The following is a 14,761-nucleotide window of genomic DNA, read 5'->3' as shown; positions in this document are numbered from 1 at the left end:
CTCAGAAACGGCCCCAGACGAAGCGGCTGGAAAGCGCATAATTCCAGACCGACCCGATCGCGATCCCGGCAAGCGCCGCTAACAGCGCAGGCACCCCGCGCTCGAACAGTGCCGCCGCGATGGCGACGTTGGCAAGGGCGCCGATCGAGCACGCCAGCACGAACCCCGCCCAGCCGCGCAGCATCGCTCTGGGTGTATCGAGCCGCCGGTCGCGATAGGTGAGAAAATTGTTGAGCCAGAAGTTGAATGTCATCGCACCCAGCGTGGCAATCGCCTGGCTCCACACGAACTGCGCGCCGGCAACCAGCATGCAGGCGTAAAGCAGCGCGAGATGGACGCCCACGCCGAGAGCGCCGACAGTTCCGAACAGAGCAAACCGCGTCGGAATGATCTTGCCGAACGCCTTGTCGTAGAGACCGGCGAGAAAATCGGCGGCAATCGCCCGGTCCAGCTTGCTTTCACCCGACCTTCGTGCCGCAAAGTTCAGGGGGAATTCGCGCACTTTCAGCGGGTCCGGCGACGTGGCGAGGAGGTCGAGCAATATCTTGAAACCGACTCCCGACAATCGCGGTACGAGCGCCAGTGCCTTTTCCGTCCGCAGCAGGAAATAGCCGCTCATCGGATCGGTCAGTTCGACGCCGGTCAGCCTCCGTGCCAGACGGTTTGCGAGGCCCGACAGCCTTTCCCGTCCGGGGTTTTGCCAGTCGGCCGTGCTCGCCCCCAGCGTGAATCGGCTTGCCACAGCGATGTCGGCGTCTCTGCCCCTGACGCTGTCGAGCATGAGCGGCAGCAGGAGGGGATCGTGCTGGTGATCGGCATCCATCACCGCGACGAAGGGCGCGGCGGTGGCGCAGAACCCTTCGATGGCCGCGCTGGCGAGACCGCGCCGCCCGATCCGCTGGATCACACGAATGCGGCTGTCACCGCGGGCGAGGCGACGCGCCTCGGCCGCCGTACCGTCGGCGGAATTATCGTCCACCACGATCACTTCCCACCCATCCGGCCCCAGCGCCGTGGCGATCCGCTCGATCAGCGGCGCGAGGTTTTCACGCTCGTTCAGCGTCGGCAGGATGATGGCGAGGTCGAGCGTCATATAAATTGCCGCCTGACGCGCTTCGCAGGGATTTTCAAGCCAGCGCGGTCAAAGCCCGCAGTACCGCGTCACCGATTTCGCTGGTCGAGGCCGTGCCGCCCAAATCCGCGCCGCGCTTATCGCTGGCGACTACCTTGGCGACCGCGCGTTCGATCCGCCCGGCTTCCGTTTCGCGGCCAAGCGAATGACGCAGCAGCATCGCCAGGCTGAGGATGGTGGCCACGGGATTGGCCTTGCCCTGCCCGGCAATGTCCGGCGCGCTGCCGTGGATCGGTTCGTACAGGCCGAAAGTGCCGAACTCGGTCGTCCGTTCGCCCAGGCTCGCGCTGGCGAGCAGGCCGATCGAACCGACGCAGGCACTCGCCTGGTCGGACAGGATATCGCCGAACAGATTGCTCGTCAGCACTACGTCGAACTGGCCCGGGCTGCGCACCATCTGCATGGCCGCGTTATCGACATACATGTGATCGAGCGCGACATCGGGATATTCCTTTGCCACTTCGACTACCGTTTCGCGCCAGATCCGACTCGTTTCGAGCACATTGGCCTTGTCGACGCTGGTGAGGCGCTTGCGGCGCTTCTGTGCGGCTTGGAAGCCGATATGCGCAATGCGGCGGACTTCCGCCTCGTTATAGGACATCGCGTCCCAGCCTTCGCGGCCTCCGTCGCTCTCGCGTTCGCCCTTGTCGCCGAAGTAGACATCGCCGTTGAGTTCGCGCACCACCAGCAGATCGATCCCGCGGGCGATTTCCGGGCGCAGGGAGGACAGGTCTTCCAGCCCGGGGAAACCCGCCGCGGGGCGCAGATTGGCAAACAGGCCCAGTTCGCTGCGCAGGCCGAGAATGGCCTGTTCGGGCCGGTGTTCGCGCGGCAGATCATCGCATTCCGGATCGCCCACCGCACCGAACAAGACGGCATCTGCGGCGAGGGCCATCTCGACCGTTTCCTGCGGCAGCGGGTGGCCGTGGCGCTTGTAGGCGATACCGCCCACGTCCCCTTCCCACAGCGTCAGTCCGGGCAGCGTCAGCGCATCGAGCACCCGCTTCGCCTCTGCGACGACTTCGGGGCCGATACCGTCACCGGGGAAGATTGCGATTTTCATGTCAGACCATCCGTTCGAGCCGCTGCATCAGAAGTTGTCTAGCGGCTAGAACGTCGGCGCGGGTGTCGGCAAGGAGATAGCGGGCAATCGGCCCCTCGTTAGCACGCAGAATTTCCAGAGCATCGCCAAGGCTGCCTATGTCGGGCTTGGTCCCGCCATAGCCCAGCTCGCGCAGAAGCAGGACTTCGTAGGATGCCAGAGCCGGTGCCCAGCCCCTGGCCGATGGGGCATTGCATACCGCGTCGAGCAGAGCCGAAAGCGCTTCATAGAGCCGCGAGTAGGGATTGCGTTCTGGCAGAGCGCTGGCCGTGATCGCGCAGATCCATGAGATGGCCGAAGCGGGGAGCGGCTCGCTCAGCCATGGCCCCCGGCTCTGCGTGAGTTCCAGCCGGGCAAAGGGCAGCTGGCTGTCGGACTTGGCGCGAATGTCGGCCTGAACGAGATTGCCGGGAATGATGACGGGCCGCAGCTGCCGCCCGCGACCGCCCGCGACATAGGCCGCCACGACGCCATGCGCATGTGTCAGCATGCGCGCGATTACTGCCGTCTCGCCATGCGGGCGGGCCGCAATCAATATGGCAGGCGCGCGCAGCTGCATGGCCAGACCCTACCTAAAGACCCCTGCCTTGCGGCAGCGGCGCGGATCACTTGTGCTTGGCTTCCAGTGCCGAAACGCGCGCGGCCAGATCTTCGGCCTGTTCGCGCGCCTTGGCGGCCATCTGCTTGACCGCGTCGAATTCCTCGCGCGTGACGAAGTCCATGCCGCCAAAGGCTTCCTTGGCCTTTTCGCGCGCGGTCTCGCGCGCTTCGCGGGTCATTCCGGCAAGCGTACCGGCCGCCGAATTGGCGAGTTTGACGAAATCGGCGATCATGGGGTTCTGGCTTTGCATGAACGCTATCTAAGCGTCGCGGCGCTCCAGTTCAATTGCCGATGCGCACGCGCTCGATCGCATCGCCCCCGCCTGCCCCGTCGGCTTCCGGGTTGAGGCGCAGGAACTGGTAATTGAGCAGCGCGGCGAAGCATACCCATGCCAGATAGGGCAGCAGCAGCAAGGCAGCCGCCCGGCGCACCTTCCAGAACAGCGCGATGACCGCCAGCAGGGTGAGAACGATGAGGCCTATGATCACGAGCGCCGCCGTGATCTGCTGCGCGGCGAAGAAGGTCGGCGTCCAAGCGAGCGTAAGCGCGAAATGCACCGCGAAGACCCACAGGGCCACCTTGCGCCCGCGCGCGCCCCACGCCGCTGCCACCAGAGCGACAGACAGGCCGATCATCACGAAGAGAATGCTCCACACGATGGCGAACCACTTGGGCTCGGGGAAGATGGACGGCTTTTCGAGTGCCTGGAACCATGCACTGTCGGCACCGGGTCCGATCTGCCCCGACACGAAGCCCAGCAGGACGCAGAGCGGGACGAGGAACAGGGACCAGCGCAGGAAGCTTGCGCGAAGCTGGGCATGCGATGCCAACATGTTCATGGGCTTATCCTCGATCGCCGGCAATCCGGCGCAATGCAATCCGATCCACCGCGGCGGATGCGGTTCATGTCATAGTTTGACTATGCCTTTTTGCACAAGACTGCGCACTGTATCTTCAAGCGTCTGCTGCGCCGGAATGAAGGTCATGCCCAGCCTCTTCTCGGTGTGGCGGCCGGACACATCGCGCATATTGCCAAGCTCATCCCTGATCTGGCGCATCTCCGGCATGAACAGGGCGAGCAGCTTTACCAGCCAGTCGGGCATACGGCGGTGCGGCACCTTCCCGGAAAGGTCCGGGGCGCTTTGGCGCAGCGATTCCGCCATCTGGTCGAGCCACATGAACCGCTCCGACACCGGAAAGCGTTCGCCCCGTACCGCCTCCACCGGAGCTTCGATCGCGCGCACATGGGCATCGGCGACATCGCGCACATCGGTCACGCATACGCCCATGTTCGGGAGAAGCGGGATCGACCCGTCGACGAGCTTCTTCACCAGCTCCACACTGGTCGACAGATCGCCGTCGTGGACCGGCCCGAAAACCGCGACCGGATTGATGCTGCAGAACACCATGCCCGGCGCATTCATCGCCACCCAGTCGCGCGCGGCGCGCTCGGCCACGGTCTTGGACTGGATATAGGGCGCGGGATTGGTGGTGAGGTCGGTCCAGTCGGTATAATCGAAATGGTCGCGGTGCGGATGGCCATAGGCGATGGCCGCAGCCGAACTGGTCTGCACGAACCGCTTCACGCCCGCCTTATGCGCGAACTCGAGCGCACGCAGCGTGCCGTCGCGTGCCGGGATAATGAGATCGTCGGCGTTCCTGGGGACATCGAGCGGGAATGGCGACGCGACATGCGCCACCGCATCGCAGCCCGCATTCGCCTCGGTCCAGCCTTCGTGGGACAGGAGATCGGCGGAAAAAACCTTCAGCCTGTCCCCGGCCTCGGGCCAGCGCGCCCGTAATCTCGGCTCGCTTGTCACGGCATCGCGGACGGTGGTGTTGACGCGATAGCCATGCGCCAGCAGCCGATCGATGACCGCGCCCCCGATATAGCCCGTACCGCCTGTGACGAGCACCCGACCTTTCATTCGCTTTCCCCTGCTACACAATGTCGGGCACCTCCCCCGGCGCCCATCCTATCTGCGATCCTGCCGCGCCCTTTCCAGTTCGGCCTCGAACCTTACCTCGGAATGCGGATTGCCCACATCGGCGACCGGGTAATCTCCGCAGCTGGCCCGCAAGGATGCGGTCTCCTCTGCCGTGGGTTCTCCGTTCGGCCCGGCCCAGCTCATCGTCTCTCCCAGCCTGCCCATCGTCCAGCCGGTCCGGCGGTCGATGAGGATGAAATAGCCTTCTTCGTCCAGGTCGAGGCCGGTCTCGGCGAGAAACCAGGCGAGCGAGGTCTTTCCATCTAGGCCATCGACGAACAAGCAGCCGTCCTTGAGATACACCTTCCCGTAAAGGGCAGCCATATTTTGCGCACCGGTGCGCTGCCTCCGCTGCGGCCAATAGCGTATGCGATTGGCGACTTCATCCGCAACGGCGGGGTAGGAAAGCCTTTCCACGAAATTGAAATCGATATGGCGCGGCACGGTCCAGCCGTTCTCGCGCACCATCGCGTTGAAGTCCTCGCGCGAAAGCAGGGTGTCGAGCAGACGCACGGCGCCATTTCCCGGCCCGTTCCCGCTATAGCCCAGCCCGCCCAGCGCATCGCGCGCGTCGAGCCGGCTGCGCCACACCTCCCCGATTTGGGCGGCGTCGGGCGGTGGCGGCGCGCTCGCCTTGATCGAAGTATTCTCCACCCGGTCGGGCAATGTCTCGCCGGCCAGCATGGCCGCATAATCGGGTGCAGGTGCATCGAGCTGGGTTGCGAAATCGGGCGAAGGGTCGGCCGCAGCGCTCTCGTCCGCCCCGCTATCGGCGCAGGCGGATACGGCCAGCCCCAAGGCGATCGCGGCGAGGCGCAGCGAAACCCTCACCGCATCAGCACGAGTTCTTCCGCCATCGTCGGGTGGATGGCCGTGGTCGCATCGAAATCGGCCTTGGTCAGCCCGACCTTCACCGCAATGGCAGCGGCCTGCATCATTTCCGGCGCCTCGGGCGCGATCATGTGAATGCCTACGATCTTGCCGGTCTCGCCGTCGCAGACCATCTTGAACAGGCTGCGTTCGTTGCGTCCCGCCAGCACATTCTTCATCGGCCGGAAATCGGAGAGATAGACCTTCACGCTGCCCAGCTGGTTCTTCGCCTCGCCCTCGGTCATGCCGACCGCCGCGATCGGGGGGTGGCTGAACACGGCGCTGGGAATGCAGCCGTGGTCAACCGCGACCGGATCGCCCTTGCCGAACACGGTATCTGCAAAGGCCTGACCTTCGCGGATCGCCACCGGGGTCAGCTGGACGCGGTCGGTCACGTCGCCCACGGCATAGATGTGATCGACATTGGTCTTGCTGAAGCGGTCGACCTTGACCTCGCCATTGTCGCCCAGTTCCACGCCCACCTTGTCCAGCCCCAGGCCTTCGGTGTTGGGAATACGGCCCACCGCGAAGAGGACCAGATCGGCCTTCTCCTCGTCGCAATCCGACATCTTCACGAAATAGCCGCCATCGTCACAGGGCTTGATGTATTCGAATGTGGTGTTGAAGCGGAACTTGATGCCCTTCATCGTGCTGATCTGCAGCAGGCGGTCGCGCACCGCCTCGTCATAGCTGCGCAGCAGGCGGTCGCCGCGATTGACGATATGCACATCGCAGCCGAATTCGTTGAAGATCCCGGCGAATTCATTGGCGATATAGCCGCCGCCCGCGATAATGATCTTCTTGGGCAGTTCGTCGAGATGGAAGGCGTCGTTCGAACTGATCGCATGCTCGGCGCCCTGGCATTCGGGCATGCGCGGGCGCGCGCCCGTGGCGATCAGGATGTGCCCCGCAGTGACCTTTTGCCCGCTCGCCAGCGTGATCTCGTGCGGGCCGGTGATTTCGGCCCGTTCCTTGAAGATCGTGACGTCATGGCTTTCGAGCGTGTTGGTATAGGCGCCTTCCAGCCGATCGACATCGGCCAGCACATTGTCGCGCAGCACCTGCCAGTCGAACTTCTTCTCGCCGATCTCCCAGCCGAATTTCTGGCAGTCTTCCAGATCCTCGGCGAAATGGGCGCCGTAGACGAGCATTTTCTTCGGCACGCAGCCGCGGATCACGCAGGTGCCGCCGACCCGGTGTTCCTCCGCAATGGCGACCTTGGCACCATGGGCAGCGGAAACACGGCTCGCGCGGACGCCGCCAGATCCCCCGCCGATGGTGAAAAGGTCGTAATCGTATTCGGTCGGTTCGCTCTTGGCGGCCATGCGGCGCTCCTGTCAGGCTTGGGAATAGTGTCCCTTGCCAACCTGACCGCCGCTGGCAAGTTCCGAATTAGTTGGCGGCGCGCGACCGGTTGCGGCTGCGATTGCGATTGCCGCCGGGGCGACCGCCGCCGGGACGGCCCTGACCGGCGCCCGAAGGCTTGCCCTTGCGCGCGGGATGCTTCTGCTTGGGCTTGTCCTTACCCGCGGAACCGCCGCCGGTCGGGCGAACCTTAGGCCGCGCCAGCTTGGGCTTCTGTTCGCGCTTGGTCGGGCCGACGCCTTCCACCACGGCGCGGAAATTGTCGGGCAGCGGCAGGCGCTCGAACTCCGCATCGGTCTTCTTGCGGATGTCCTTGAGATAATCGCGCTCGTCCTCGGCGCAGAAGGCGATCGCCACCCCGTCGCGGCCTGCACGCGCGGTCCGGCCGATACGGTGGACGTATTGTTCGGGCACATTGGGCAATTCGTAATTCAGCACATGGCTGACGCCGGGAATGTCGATCCCGCGTGCGGCCACATCGGTGGCGACGAGGATAGGCGTCTTGGCGCGCTTGAATTCGTCCAGCGCCCGTTCGCGCTGGGGCTGGCTCTTATTGCCGTGGATGGCGTTGGCGGGAATGCCGCTCTGCCCCAGCTTCTTCACGATCCGGTCGCAGCCATGCTTGGTGCGGGCGAAGATCAGCACGCGCTCGAACTTGCCGGGCACGTCGTGGCGTTCGGACAGGATCATTTCGAGCAGCGTCTGCTTCTCGTCCTGCTGGACCATGAAGAGATACTGGTCGATGCGTTCCGCCGTGGTGCTTTCGGGCGTCACGCTGACCTTGGCCGGATTGCGGCAATATTTTCCCACCAGTTCCTGGATCTGCTTGGGCATGGTCGCGCTGAAGAACAGCGTCTGGCGATCGGCCGGCACCAGTTCGCTGATGCGGCGCAGAGCATGGATGAAGCCGAGGTCCAGCATCTGGTCCGCTTCGTCGAGCACGAGGATTTCCACCCCGTCCAGCTTGAAGGCCTTCTGGTCGATCAGGTCGAGCAGACGGCCCGGCGTGGCGACGAGGATGTCGGTGCCCCGGTGCAGCTTGTTACGGTCCTTGTTGACCGAGGTCCCGCCGACGATGCTGTGGACCTTCAGGCCTGCAAGCGCGCCGTAATCCTTGGCGCTGTCGGCAATCTGGCCCGCCAGTTCGCGCGTCGGGGCGAGCACAAGCATGCGGCAGGATTTGAACGGGGTCTGCTTGTCGGCATCGCGCAGCCGGTCGATGCTGGGCAGCATGAAAGCGGCGGTCTTGCCGGTACCCGTCTGGGCGATGCCCATGAGATCGCGGCCTTCCAGCACGGGCGGGATCGCCTGTGCCTGGATCGGCGTGGGTTCTTTGTAGCCCTTCAGATCGAGGGCCTGGAGCACGGGCTGCGAAAGACCGAGATCGGTGAATTGTGTCATGAAAACTCGCAAAATATGCGGCGCGCAGACGCAAGGGTCGCGCGGCGCGGGTGTCAAACGACCCGCGTGAAAAGGGAAGTCCTTGGAAAAAGACCGAGGCGCGGCCGGGGCGATGGATGTATCCGCATCGCCGCTTCACGCTGGCTAGCGCGCTTCGATGGCGATCATGTGGATGCTGCAGCGCAAAAAGTCAATCCGCAGCGGCAATGGGCGCTGGTGGCCAACCGCGCGGCGACCGGGCAAATGCATCCGCGCGCCAGCGTGTTTGCAGCACCCAGAGCAGCCTGCCCCGCCCCGGCAGCTATTTCTTGCGCGGCGTGAGGTAGAGATAGCTGGCATCGAAACCGCAATGATCGGCCAGCGCATCGAAATCGTCGATCGTGACTTTCTGATTGCGGAAATCGGCAAGACCGAGGCTACGCAGCTTCTTCAGAGTCCGGTTCACGTGAATGGGAGTGAACCCCAGTGCTTCGCCCAGATCCTTCTGCGTCAGCGGCAGATCGTACCGACCGTCCTCGACCAGGCCGACGACCTCCATCCGGCAGTACATTTCGCACAGGAAATGGCCCATTCGCTGGCTTCCCGCACGCGAGCCGAGATTGAGTATCCATTCGCGGTGGATGGACGTATCGACGATCGTGCTGAACCACAAAAGGCGCGCGAAACGCGGGTGCTTGTCGATCAGATCGTCAATTTCCTTGTGGTAAAGCTTCACGATCCGGCAATCCGTCAGAGCGGTGATCGCATGATCCAGCTGTTCCATCGGATAGGAATGAAGATCCACGAAATCGCCCGGAATCTGGATCTCCACTATTTGCCGATTGCCTTCGCGATCGATCTTCTCGCGGCACGCGTATCCCGAAAACAGGAGCGAGGAATATTCGATCCACTCTCCTTCATCCACCAGCGTGTCTCCCTTGTGGAAGAACGCCTCACCCCCCATGCGCGAGATGAGCTGCTGCTGCTCCTCATCGGAAAAGGAGAACCGCTGTCGCAGAGTGCGAATGAATTTTGCGACCCTTTCTTCCGGTAAAGCCGGCTCGATAGCTGCCCTTGCCAAACCAATACCGTCTGCCACCGGATGCCCCCTCGTCTGATCCCGAAAACGCCTGCGCTGGGCGCCGCTCCTTTCAGGCGGCGTAGCAAGGCATTTTGCCAGCGGGATTAACAAATGTCTATTCCTGCGCGGGCAGATTGCTGCGCGGGGAGGATAAAGGATGGGCATGCCGGTAAAAGGCCTGCATTTGCCCCGGATTGGCCAACGATGCCTATCTTATGTTATTGAGAGCCAATCTCGCCCTGTTTCATGGCGCGGTGCGCCGTTTAACAGGAAGATCGGGAGCAAAGTTGGGCATGACCAACGCATTACACAAACGATTGGCATGCTTCACCGAACTTGACGAGAGCGATCTCGCCCATCTGGACAGGCTCTGCGAAGACGTCAGGACCGTGAAGGTAGGCGAAGACCTAATCGGCGAAAGGGAAAAACCCGAAGAGGTTTTCATCCAGCTCGAAGGCTGGGCCTGCCGTTACAAGATACTTCCCGACGGCAATCGCCAGATCACCGGTTATCTTCTGCCGGGCGATATGTGCGATGTCTTCGTGTTCATTCTCGAACACATGGATCACGGCATCGGGGCCCTCAGCGATATTACCTATGCGGCCGTGTCCAAGCAGAAGATCATCGATATCTTCGACAGCCATCCGCGCATCGCCAAGGCGCTGTGGTGGTCGACACTGGTCGACGAATCCATCCTGCGCCAATGGCTTACCAACATGGGCCAGCGCTTCGCCTATGAACGGATGGCCCATATTTTCTGCGAATTGTGGCTACGGATGAAAGTCGTCGGCCTGGCCGCCGGTGACGAATTTCACCTGCCTCTTACCCAGAACCAGCTTGGTGACACGATCGGGCTGACGCCCGTCCACGTCAATCGCACGCTGCAACGCATGCGCAACGAAGGACTGGTGGAGCTGGATAACAAGCGCCTGAAAATCTGCGACATCGAAAAACTCAAGGAAATCGCCCAGTTCAACAGCGAATACCTCCACATGAAGCGATGTTGAGGCAATTCGTCGCAATCTTGCACCACGCTTCACCCGAACCCGGTTGTCAGCCGTTTGATAGAGGAACGCTTTATGGACACCTCAATGCCACGGTACTTCTTCGACCTTCACGACAACTTCACCGAGACCGATGACCTCGGCACCGAATTGCTCGACGATCCGGCAGCGCGGATTGCCGCCGTTCAGTTCGCGGGCGAGGTCCTGAAGAACGAGCCTGAAATACTGGAAGTGGGTACGCTGCAGATCGATGCCCGCGATACCGAGGGCAATATCCTCTTCACGGTCGATATCCGGCTGAAGGATCGGCGCTAGCTTGCCGGAATATTGTTGGGCATCCGGTCCACCAGCCAGAGATTGCTCGGTCCGATCTTGACCAGTTTGCAAAGCGGATGGCCGTCTTCGAACAGTTCGGCGCAGCGGCCCTGCGCTTCCTCATCTGCCAGCGTCAGCGCTTCGGAGGAAGACTTGGCTTCGAACTGCACGATCTTCTCGGTAGACGAACCTCGGGCTGAAAAGCGAAGTGAATAAGTCGGCATAATATCCCCCACAATCTGAAGGCGAAATAGTGACTTTCCCGATCACGACTCGCGTGGGTTTTATTGTGCGCTTCTCAAAACTTCGCGCCATAACATTAATTAGCTATGCGTCGGTATTTCGCGGCGGTCACTTGCCGAAATTGCGGTTGTCCGACCAATCGCCCAATTGCGCGATAAGATTACGGTTTTGGAGCAAGAGGATCGTGTGCACGCTTTCGCTCGCGCCATCGATGTTCACGAAGACATTGAAGACGCTTTCATGCGATCCTCCACCGCACGTGTCGAGTTCGATGGCGTCTCCCTTAAGCATGTCGCTACAGCGCCACGGACCTATGCCGCGCCAGTACATTCCGCCGAAAACGTCCTCGGCCAGCGGACTGTCGCCGATCATGGAGAAGCCCTCCACCGTCATGAGCCGATAAAGCGCCTCGGTGACATCTTCCGGGCCTTCGAACATCTGCGTTCCCACCGTGCTTACCAAGGCAAGGCTAATTGATGGATGCGCGGATTTTCGGGCTTCGACCAGCGCACCCTTGGCAATCGCCACAAAGAACTTGTTGGGCAAATCAGGCGGGATACTGGCCGGACTGCAAGCCGAGGTAGCGCCAGCGCCTAAGGCAGCGACAAGCGCTCCGGCAGCAAAGACATCGCGTCGAGACATCGTCATGCCGCCACGCTACCAACAAGGCCCGGATTATCAATGCTGCAAGCTCGCTCAAAGCGAAACGCGCGCTTAGACCTGCCGGAAGTTGAACGCCGCGTTGAGGGCAAATACGGCGAGACCTGCAAAGACCGAAACCACCACGCGCGCGACGAGATAGTTCATCGGCGTCCAGTGGGTGAGCACCCAGAACAGCCCGACCGTCACCGCCAGACCGACCACGGCATTGCCAAGGAACAGCAGGTAGCCGGTCGACACGCTGCGATCCGATCCGGCGAATATCCAGGTGCGGCCGAAGACGTAATGGATGGAATTGGCGATCAGGAAGCTGATGCCGGTGGCGATCACGGGATCCACGCCCGCCAGTTCGACCAGCACCCACAGCACGCCCAGCCCGACGAGGAAGACGCCGGTGCTGACCACGGTGTTGCGCCACAGCATGCCGCCGGCGCGGCGCGTCAGGAAACGGTTCAGCATGTAAGGGGTCTCAGGCGGCGGCCACGCTGCGCGGCAGGGGCCGGGGATTGTTTTCGCCCGCATCGCGCCATTCGGTCCGCCGCGGCGCGCCGAACCACAGGAACAGCAGCGGCAGCTTGATGAACAGCAGTTCGGAATGGATCAGGCGGTCGATGCCGCGCTCCCAGGCATTGGGGACGCGGCGCTGGTTCGCGGCCAGCCATTTATCATAGGGCAGGAAATGATCGGGCTCGTCGACATGGACGACCTCGAAGATCTTGTGGAGCGCCTTGTCCTGCTTGACGATCGGGTGGTTCAGCAGGATTTCGACCTGCTTCAGCCCCCGCTTTTCGGTCAGCGAGATCACCCGGCACAGCCGTTCGAACAGATCGTCGCTGGCGATGATGGCATCCGTGTCGAGATTGTCGATCGAGGTGCCGAAACTGATTTCGATGAACCGGTCGATATGGCCGAAGGTCCGGTCCACCGCGATCGGCATGGTGCCGCGCAGCTGGAACCAGCGCTTGAACATGGTGTAATGCTTGCGTTCGTCGGCCCGGTGCTTCTCCACCGCCGCGATCAGCTCGGTGGCTTCGGGATGCTTGGCCTTCACCGCCTCCAACACGCGGTCGAGCGCGGTATAGCCGCGATGCTCGTTATAGATGTAGATTGATCCCAGAAGATCGAGATACCGGCGCGCGAACCATGCTTTCATCGCAATGGTTTACCACAGGTTACCCTGAGCGTCACGACAATCCGCTTTCCTACAGGCAAGCGCTCTGCCTAGTGTCGATTGCAGGCCGGATGAGTGGCGGCAGTCGCCGCTCACCAGCGGTTGGATATAGGAAAACGGAAGTTGACAGCGAATTGCGCAAAATCGCGGATAAGGTGCTGTATTAAGGCGAGAAGGCGAATGGCAGCTATTTTCTAAAACGGGGGTATCGGTGTCACTCCAACCCCCGTTTCAGCCGCCGCCATCCCTCAGTTCAGCCCGGCGGCTTCCAGCAGGCGCTCGGTGCTCGCGTCGAATTCCTCGCCGCCCTGCTCGATCGCCTTGGCCATCTGCTTGCCCAGTTCGACGCCGAACTGGTCGAAGGGGTTGATGCCCATCAGCACGGCGTTGGCGAAGGTGCGGTGTTCGTGAAACGCGATCAGCGCGCCCAGCGTGGCCGCGTCCAGATCGTCGGCCAGGATCGTGGCAGATGGCCGGTCGCCGGGATAGTTGCGGGCCGGGTCGTCGCCCTTCTTGCCCGCCATCAGCGCGGCGCCCTGCGCAAAGCAGTTCATCAGCAGGATGCGGTGATGTGCCGGGTCCAGCTCGTCGCCCGGCGCGATGCTGGCGATGAAATCGACCGGGATGAGGTGCGTGCCCTGATGGAGAAGCTGGAACACGGCGTGCTGCGCATCGGTCCCCACCCCGCCCCAGGTGATGGGTGCGGTGGGGCCGTCGACCGGCTGCATGTCGGCGGTGACGCGCTTTCCGTTGCTCTCCATCTCCAGCTGCTGGAGATAGTCGGGAAACAGGCCCAGACGCTCGTCATAGGCGAAGACGGCGCGGGTCTGGCAGCCGCGCACGCGGCTGTAATAGAGATCGGCGAAAGCTGCCCGCAGGACCAGATTGTCCTCGGGCGCGGTGTCGCGGAAATGCGCGTCCACCGCCGCCGCGCCGGCCAGCATCTCGCGGAAATCGTCCATGCCAACCGCCATGGCGATGGGAAAACCAATGGAAGACCAGATGGAATACCGCCCGCCCACGCTTTCCTGGAAAGGCAACACGCGCGTCTCGTCGACGCCCCATTCCACCGCGCCTTCGGGATTGGCGGTCAGCGCGATCACGCGCCCGCCGGGATCGGTCACGCCGTTGTCGCGCAGCCATTTGAGCGCGCTTTCGGCATTGGTCATGGTCTCGATGGTGGTGAAGGTCTTGCTGGCAACCGCGATCAAGGTCTTCGCCGGATCGCATTTGGCAAAGGCCGCTTCCAGCGCCACGCCGTCGATATTGGAGACCACGTGCACATCGCAGCGTGCAAAATCGCGGGACAGCGCATCCACGCCCAGCGCCGGGCCCAGCGCGCTGCCGCCGATGCCGATGTGGATGAGGTGGTCGATCTCGCCCAGCGCGCCTTGGTGGATCGCTTCGACCAGCATGCCCATCCGGTCGATCAGCGCGCCCGCTTCCTCGACCTTGGCGGCATCGCCCACGCCGCGCAGCGTGGCGTGATCGGCGGCGCGCCCTTCAGTGGGATTGACGATCTCGCCCGAGAACAGCTTGTCGCGCATGCCGGCAAAGTCCATCGCCTCGGCCAGTTCGCCAAAGCGCGCCAGCACCGCGCGGTCGAGATGGGTTTTCGACCAGTCGAACAGGATGCCGCCGGGAGCCAGCGGATCGCCCGCGTTATCGCCCGCCAGTTCGATGCGGCCGGACAGCATCGCCACCCGGTCGGCCCCGCCCGGCTCGTCCGCCCCTTCGCCGCCATCGCGTTTCGTGCTGAACAGTTCGAGCAGTGTCGGCTGCGGAAGGTTCGCAAGGTCGCTCCAGAGATCGGCGGCAGATTTGGTCATGGCGGGCAAAAATCCTTTGA

17 protein-coding genes are annotated in these 14,761 nt (G+C 62.7%); 2 read left to right on the top strand and 15 right to left on the bottom strand.

All coding sequences use genetic code 11. From position 1 onward, the window contains the following. Nucleotide 1 precedes the first annotated feature (1 nt). The 10 genes from K3175_RS09240 to K3175_RS09195 form a co-directional block, all read right to left on the bottom strand. Nucleotides 2-1,093 carry a glycosyltransferase gene (locus K3175_RS09240; protein WP_221543051.1) on the bottom strand — a complete coding sequence of 364 codons (1,092 nt, stop codon included), beginning with the start codon at nt 1,091-1,093 and terminating at the stop codon, nt 2-4. Between the two features lie 34 nt (nt 1,094-1,127). Then, nucleotides 1,128-2,195: a 3-isopropylmalate dehydrogenase gene (leuB, locus tag K3175_RS09235; protein ID WP_221543050.1), complete on the bottom strand. Its 1,068-nt coding sequence runs from the start codon at nt 2,193-2,195 to the stop codon at nt 1,128-1,130. A gap of 1 nt (nt 2,196) precedes the next feature. After that, a complete protein-coding gene (recO, locus tag K3175_RS09230; protein WP_221543049.1) occupies nt 2,197-2,793 on the bottom strand; it encodes a DNA repair protein RecO in 597 nt (198 codons plus the stop codon). Nucleotides 2,794-2,839: 46 nt separating this feature from the next. Next, on the bottom strand, nt 2,840-3,085 hold the full coding sequence (locus tag K3175_RS09225) for an accessory factor UbiK family protein (RefSeq protein WP_221543048.1): 246 nt from the start codon (nt 3,083-3,085) through the stop codon (nt 2,840-2,842). Between the two features lie 31 nt (nt 3,086-3,116). After that, the gene (locus K3175_RS09220) at nt 3,117-3,674 is read right to left on the bottom strand and encodes a TspO/MBR family protein (RefSeq protein WP_221543047.1); all 558 of its coding nucleotides are present in this window, start codon (nt 3,672-3,674) and stop codon (nt 3,117-3,119) included. Nucleotides 3,675-3,743: 69 nt separating this feature from the next. Beyond that, the gene (locus K3175_RS09215; RefSeq protein WP_221543046.1) at nt 3,744-4,763 is read right to left on the bottom strand and encodes an NAD-dependent epimerase/dehydratase family protein; all 1,020 of its coding nucleotides are present in this window, start codon (nt 4,761-4,763) and stop codon (nt 3,744-3,746) included. A gap of 48 nt (nt 4,764-4,811) precedes the next feature. After that, nucleotides 4,812-5,654 (bottom strand): hypothetical protein, encoded by an 843-nt coding sequence (locus tag K3175_RS09210; protein ID WP_221543045.1) that lies wholly within the window; start codon nt 5,652-5,654, stop codon nt 4,812-4,814. Then, complete coding sequence (gene gorA / locus K3175_RS09205; RefSeq protein WP_221543044.1) at nt 5,651-7,018, bottom strand: glutathione-disulfide reductase; 1,368 nt, start codon at nt 7,016-7,018, stop codon at nt 5,651-5,653. The genes K3175_RS09210 and gorA overlap by 4 nt, the downstream gene beginning before the upstream one ends. 67 nt (nt 7,019-7,085) lie before the next feature. After that, entirely contained in the window at nt 7,086-8,459 is a 1,374-nt protein-coding gene (locus tag K3175_RS09200) for a DEAD/DEAH box helicase (RefSeq protein WP_221543043.1), read from the bottom strand. Nucleotides 8,460-8,760: 301 nt separating this feature from the next. Further along, the gene (locus K3175_RS09195; protein WP_221543042.1) at nt 8,761-9,537 is read right to left on the bottom strand and encodes a Crp/Fnr family transcriptional regulator; all 777 of its coding nucleotides are present in this window, start codon (nt 9,535-9,537) and stop codon (nt 8,761-8,763) included. Between the two features lie 275 nt (nt 9,538-9,812). Between K3175_RS09195 and K3175_RS09190 the strand changes: the two genes are divergently transcribed. Then, nucleotides 9,813-10,526, top strand: a complete 714-nt coding sequence (locus K3175_RS09190; RefSeq protein ID WP_221543041.1) for a Crp/Fnr family transcriptional regulator — start codon at nt 9,813-9,815, stop codon at nt 10,524-10,526. Between the two features lie 72 nt (nt 10,527-10,598). After that, on the top strand, nt 10,599-10,838 hold the full coding sequence (locus K3175_RS09185; RefSeq protein WP_221543040.1) for a DUF6894 family protein: 240 nt from the start codon (nt 10,599-10,601) through the stop codon (nt 10,836-10,838). On the opposite strand, the gene K3175_RS09180 is transcribed toward K3175_RS09185, so the two are convergent. The 5 genes from K3175_RS09180 to pgi all read right to left on the bottom strand — a co-directional run bounded on the left by K3175_RS09180 (nt 10,835) and on the right by pgi (nt 14,741). Then, the gene (locus K3175_RS09180) at nt 10,835-11,062 is read right to left on the bottom strand and encodes a hypothetical protein (RefSeq protein WP_221543039.1); all 228 of its coding nucleotides are present in this window, start codon (nt 11,060-11,062) and stop codon (nt 10,835-10,837) included. The genes K3175_RS09185 and K3175_RS09180 overlap by 4 nt on opposite strands. A gap of 127 nt (nt 11,063-11,189) precedes the next feature. Then, nucleotides 11,190-11,729 (bottom strand): hypothetical protein, encoded by a 540-nt coding sequence (locus K3175_RS09175; protein WP_221543038.1) that lies wholly within the window; start codon nt 11,727-11,729, stop codon nt 11,190-11,192. 66 nt (nt 11,730-11,795) lie between these two features. After that, on the bottom strand, nt 11,796-12,200 hold the full coding sequence (locus tag K3175_RS09170; RefSeq protein ID WP_221543037.1) for a GtrA family protein: 405 nt from the start codon (nt 12,198-12,200) through the stop codon (nt 11,796-11,798). Nucleotides 12,201-12,210: 10 nt separating this feature from the next. Further along, nucleotides 12,211-12,894, bottom strand: a complete 684-nt coding sequence (locus K3175_RS09165; protein WP_221543036.1) for a ferritin-like domain-containing protein — start codon at nt 12,892-12,894, stop codon at nt 12,211-12,213. A 266-nt stretch (nt 12,895-13,160) separates the two neighbouring features. Then, nucleotides 13,161-14,741 carry a glucose-6-phosphate isomerase gene (gene pgi / locus K3175_RS09160; protein ID WP_221543035.1) on the bottom strand — a complete coding sequence of 527 codons (1,581 nt, stop codon included), beginning with the start codon at nt 14,739-14,741 and terminating at the stop codon, nt 13,161-13,163. Nucleotides 14,742-14,761 lie beyond the last annotated feature (20 nt).

Source organism: Qipengyuania aestuarii (assembly GCF_019711535.1).
Lineage (GTDB): Bacteria > Pseudomonadota > Alphaproteobacteria > Sphingomonadales > Sphingomonadaceae > Qipengyuania > Qipengyuania aestuarii.
The sequence above is the reverse complement of the archived record's forward strand: the minus strand, read 5'-3'. Positions and strand labels throughout refer to the sequence as shown.

Coding starts and splice junctions, on each gene's coding strand:
- K3175_RS09240 (WP_221543051.1), bottom strand. CDS start 1,093: ATGACGCTCGACCTCGCCATCATCCTGCCGACGCTGAACGAGCGTGAA.
- leuB (WP_221543050.1), bottom strand. CDS start 2,195: ATGAAAATCGCAATCTTCCCCGGTGACGGTATCGGCCCCGAAGTCGTC.
- recO (WP_221543049.1), bottom strand. CDS start 2,793: ATGCAGCTGCGCGCGCCTGCCATATTGATTGCGGCCCGCCCGCATGGC.
- K3175_RS09225 (WP_221543048.1), bottom strand. CDS start 3,085: ATGCAAAGCCAGAACCCCATGATCGCCGATTTCGTCAAACTCGCCAAT.
- K3175_RS09220 (WP_221543047.1), bottom strand. CDS start 3,674: ATGAACATGTTGGCATCGCATGCCCAGCTTCGCGCAAGCTTCCTGCGC.
- K3175_RS09215 (WP_221543046.1), bottom strand. CDS start 4,763: ATGAAAGGTCGGGTGCTCGTCACAGGCGGTACGGGCTATATCGGGGGC.
- gorA (WP_221543044.1), bottom strand. CDS start 7,018: ATGGCCGCCAAGAGCGAACCGACCGAATACGATTACGACCTTTTCACC.
- K3175_RS09200 (WP_221543043.1), bottom strand. CDS start 8,459: ATGACACAATTCACCGATCTCGGTCTTTCGCAGCCCGTGCTCCAGGCC.
- K3175_RS09190 (WP_221543041.1), top strand. CDS start 9,813: ATGACCAACGCATTACACAAACGATTGGCATGCTTCACCGAACTTGAC.
- K3175_RS09185 (WP_221543040.1), top strand. CDS start 10,599: ATGGACACCTCAATGCCACGGTACTTCTTCGACCTTCACGACAACTTC.
- K3175_RS09180 (WP_221543039.1), bottom strand. CDS start 11,062: ATGCCGACTTATTCACTTCGCTTTTCAGCCCGAGGTTCGTCTACCGAG.
- K3175_RS09175 (WP_221543038.1), bottom strand. CDS start 11,729: ATGACGATGTCTCGACGCGATGTCTTTGCTGCCGGAGCGCTTGTCGCT.
- K3175_RS09170 (WP_221543037.1), bottom strand. CDS start 12,200: ATGCTGAACCGTTTCCTGACGCGCCGCGCCGGCGGCATGCTGTGGCGC.
- K3175_RS09165 (WP_221543036.1), bottom strand. CDS start 12,894: ATGAAAGCATGGTTCGCGCGCCGGTATCTCGATCTTCTGGGATCAATC.
- pgi (WP_221543035.1), bottom strand. CDS start 14,741: ATGACCAAATCTGCCGCCGATCTCTGGAGCGACCTTGCGAACCTTCCG.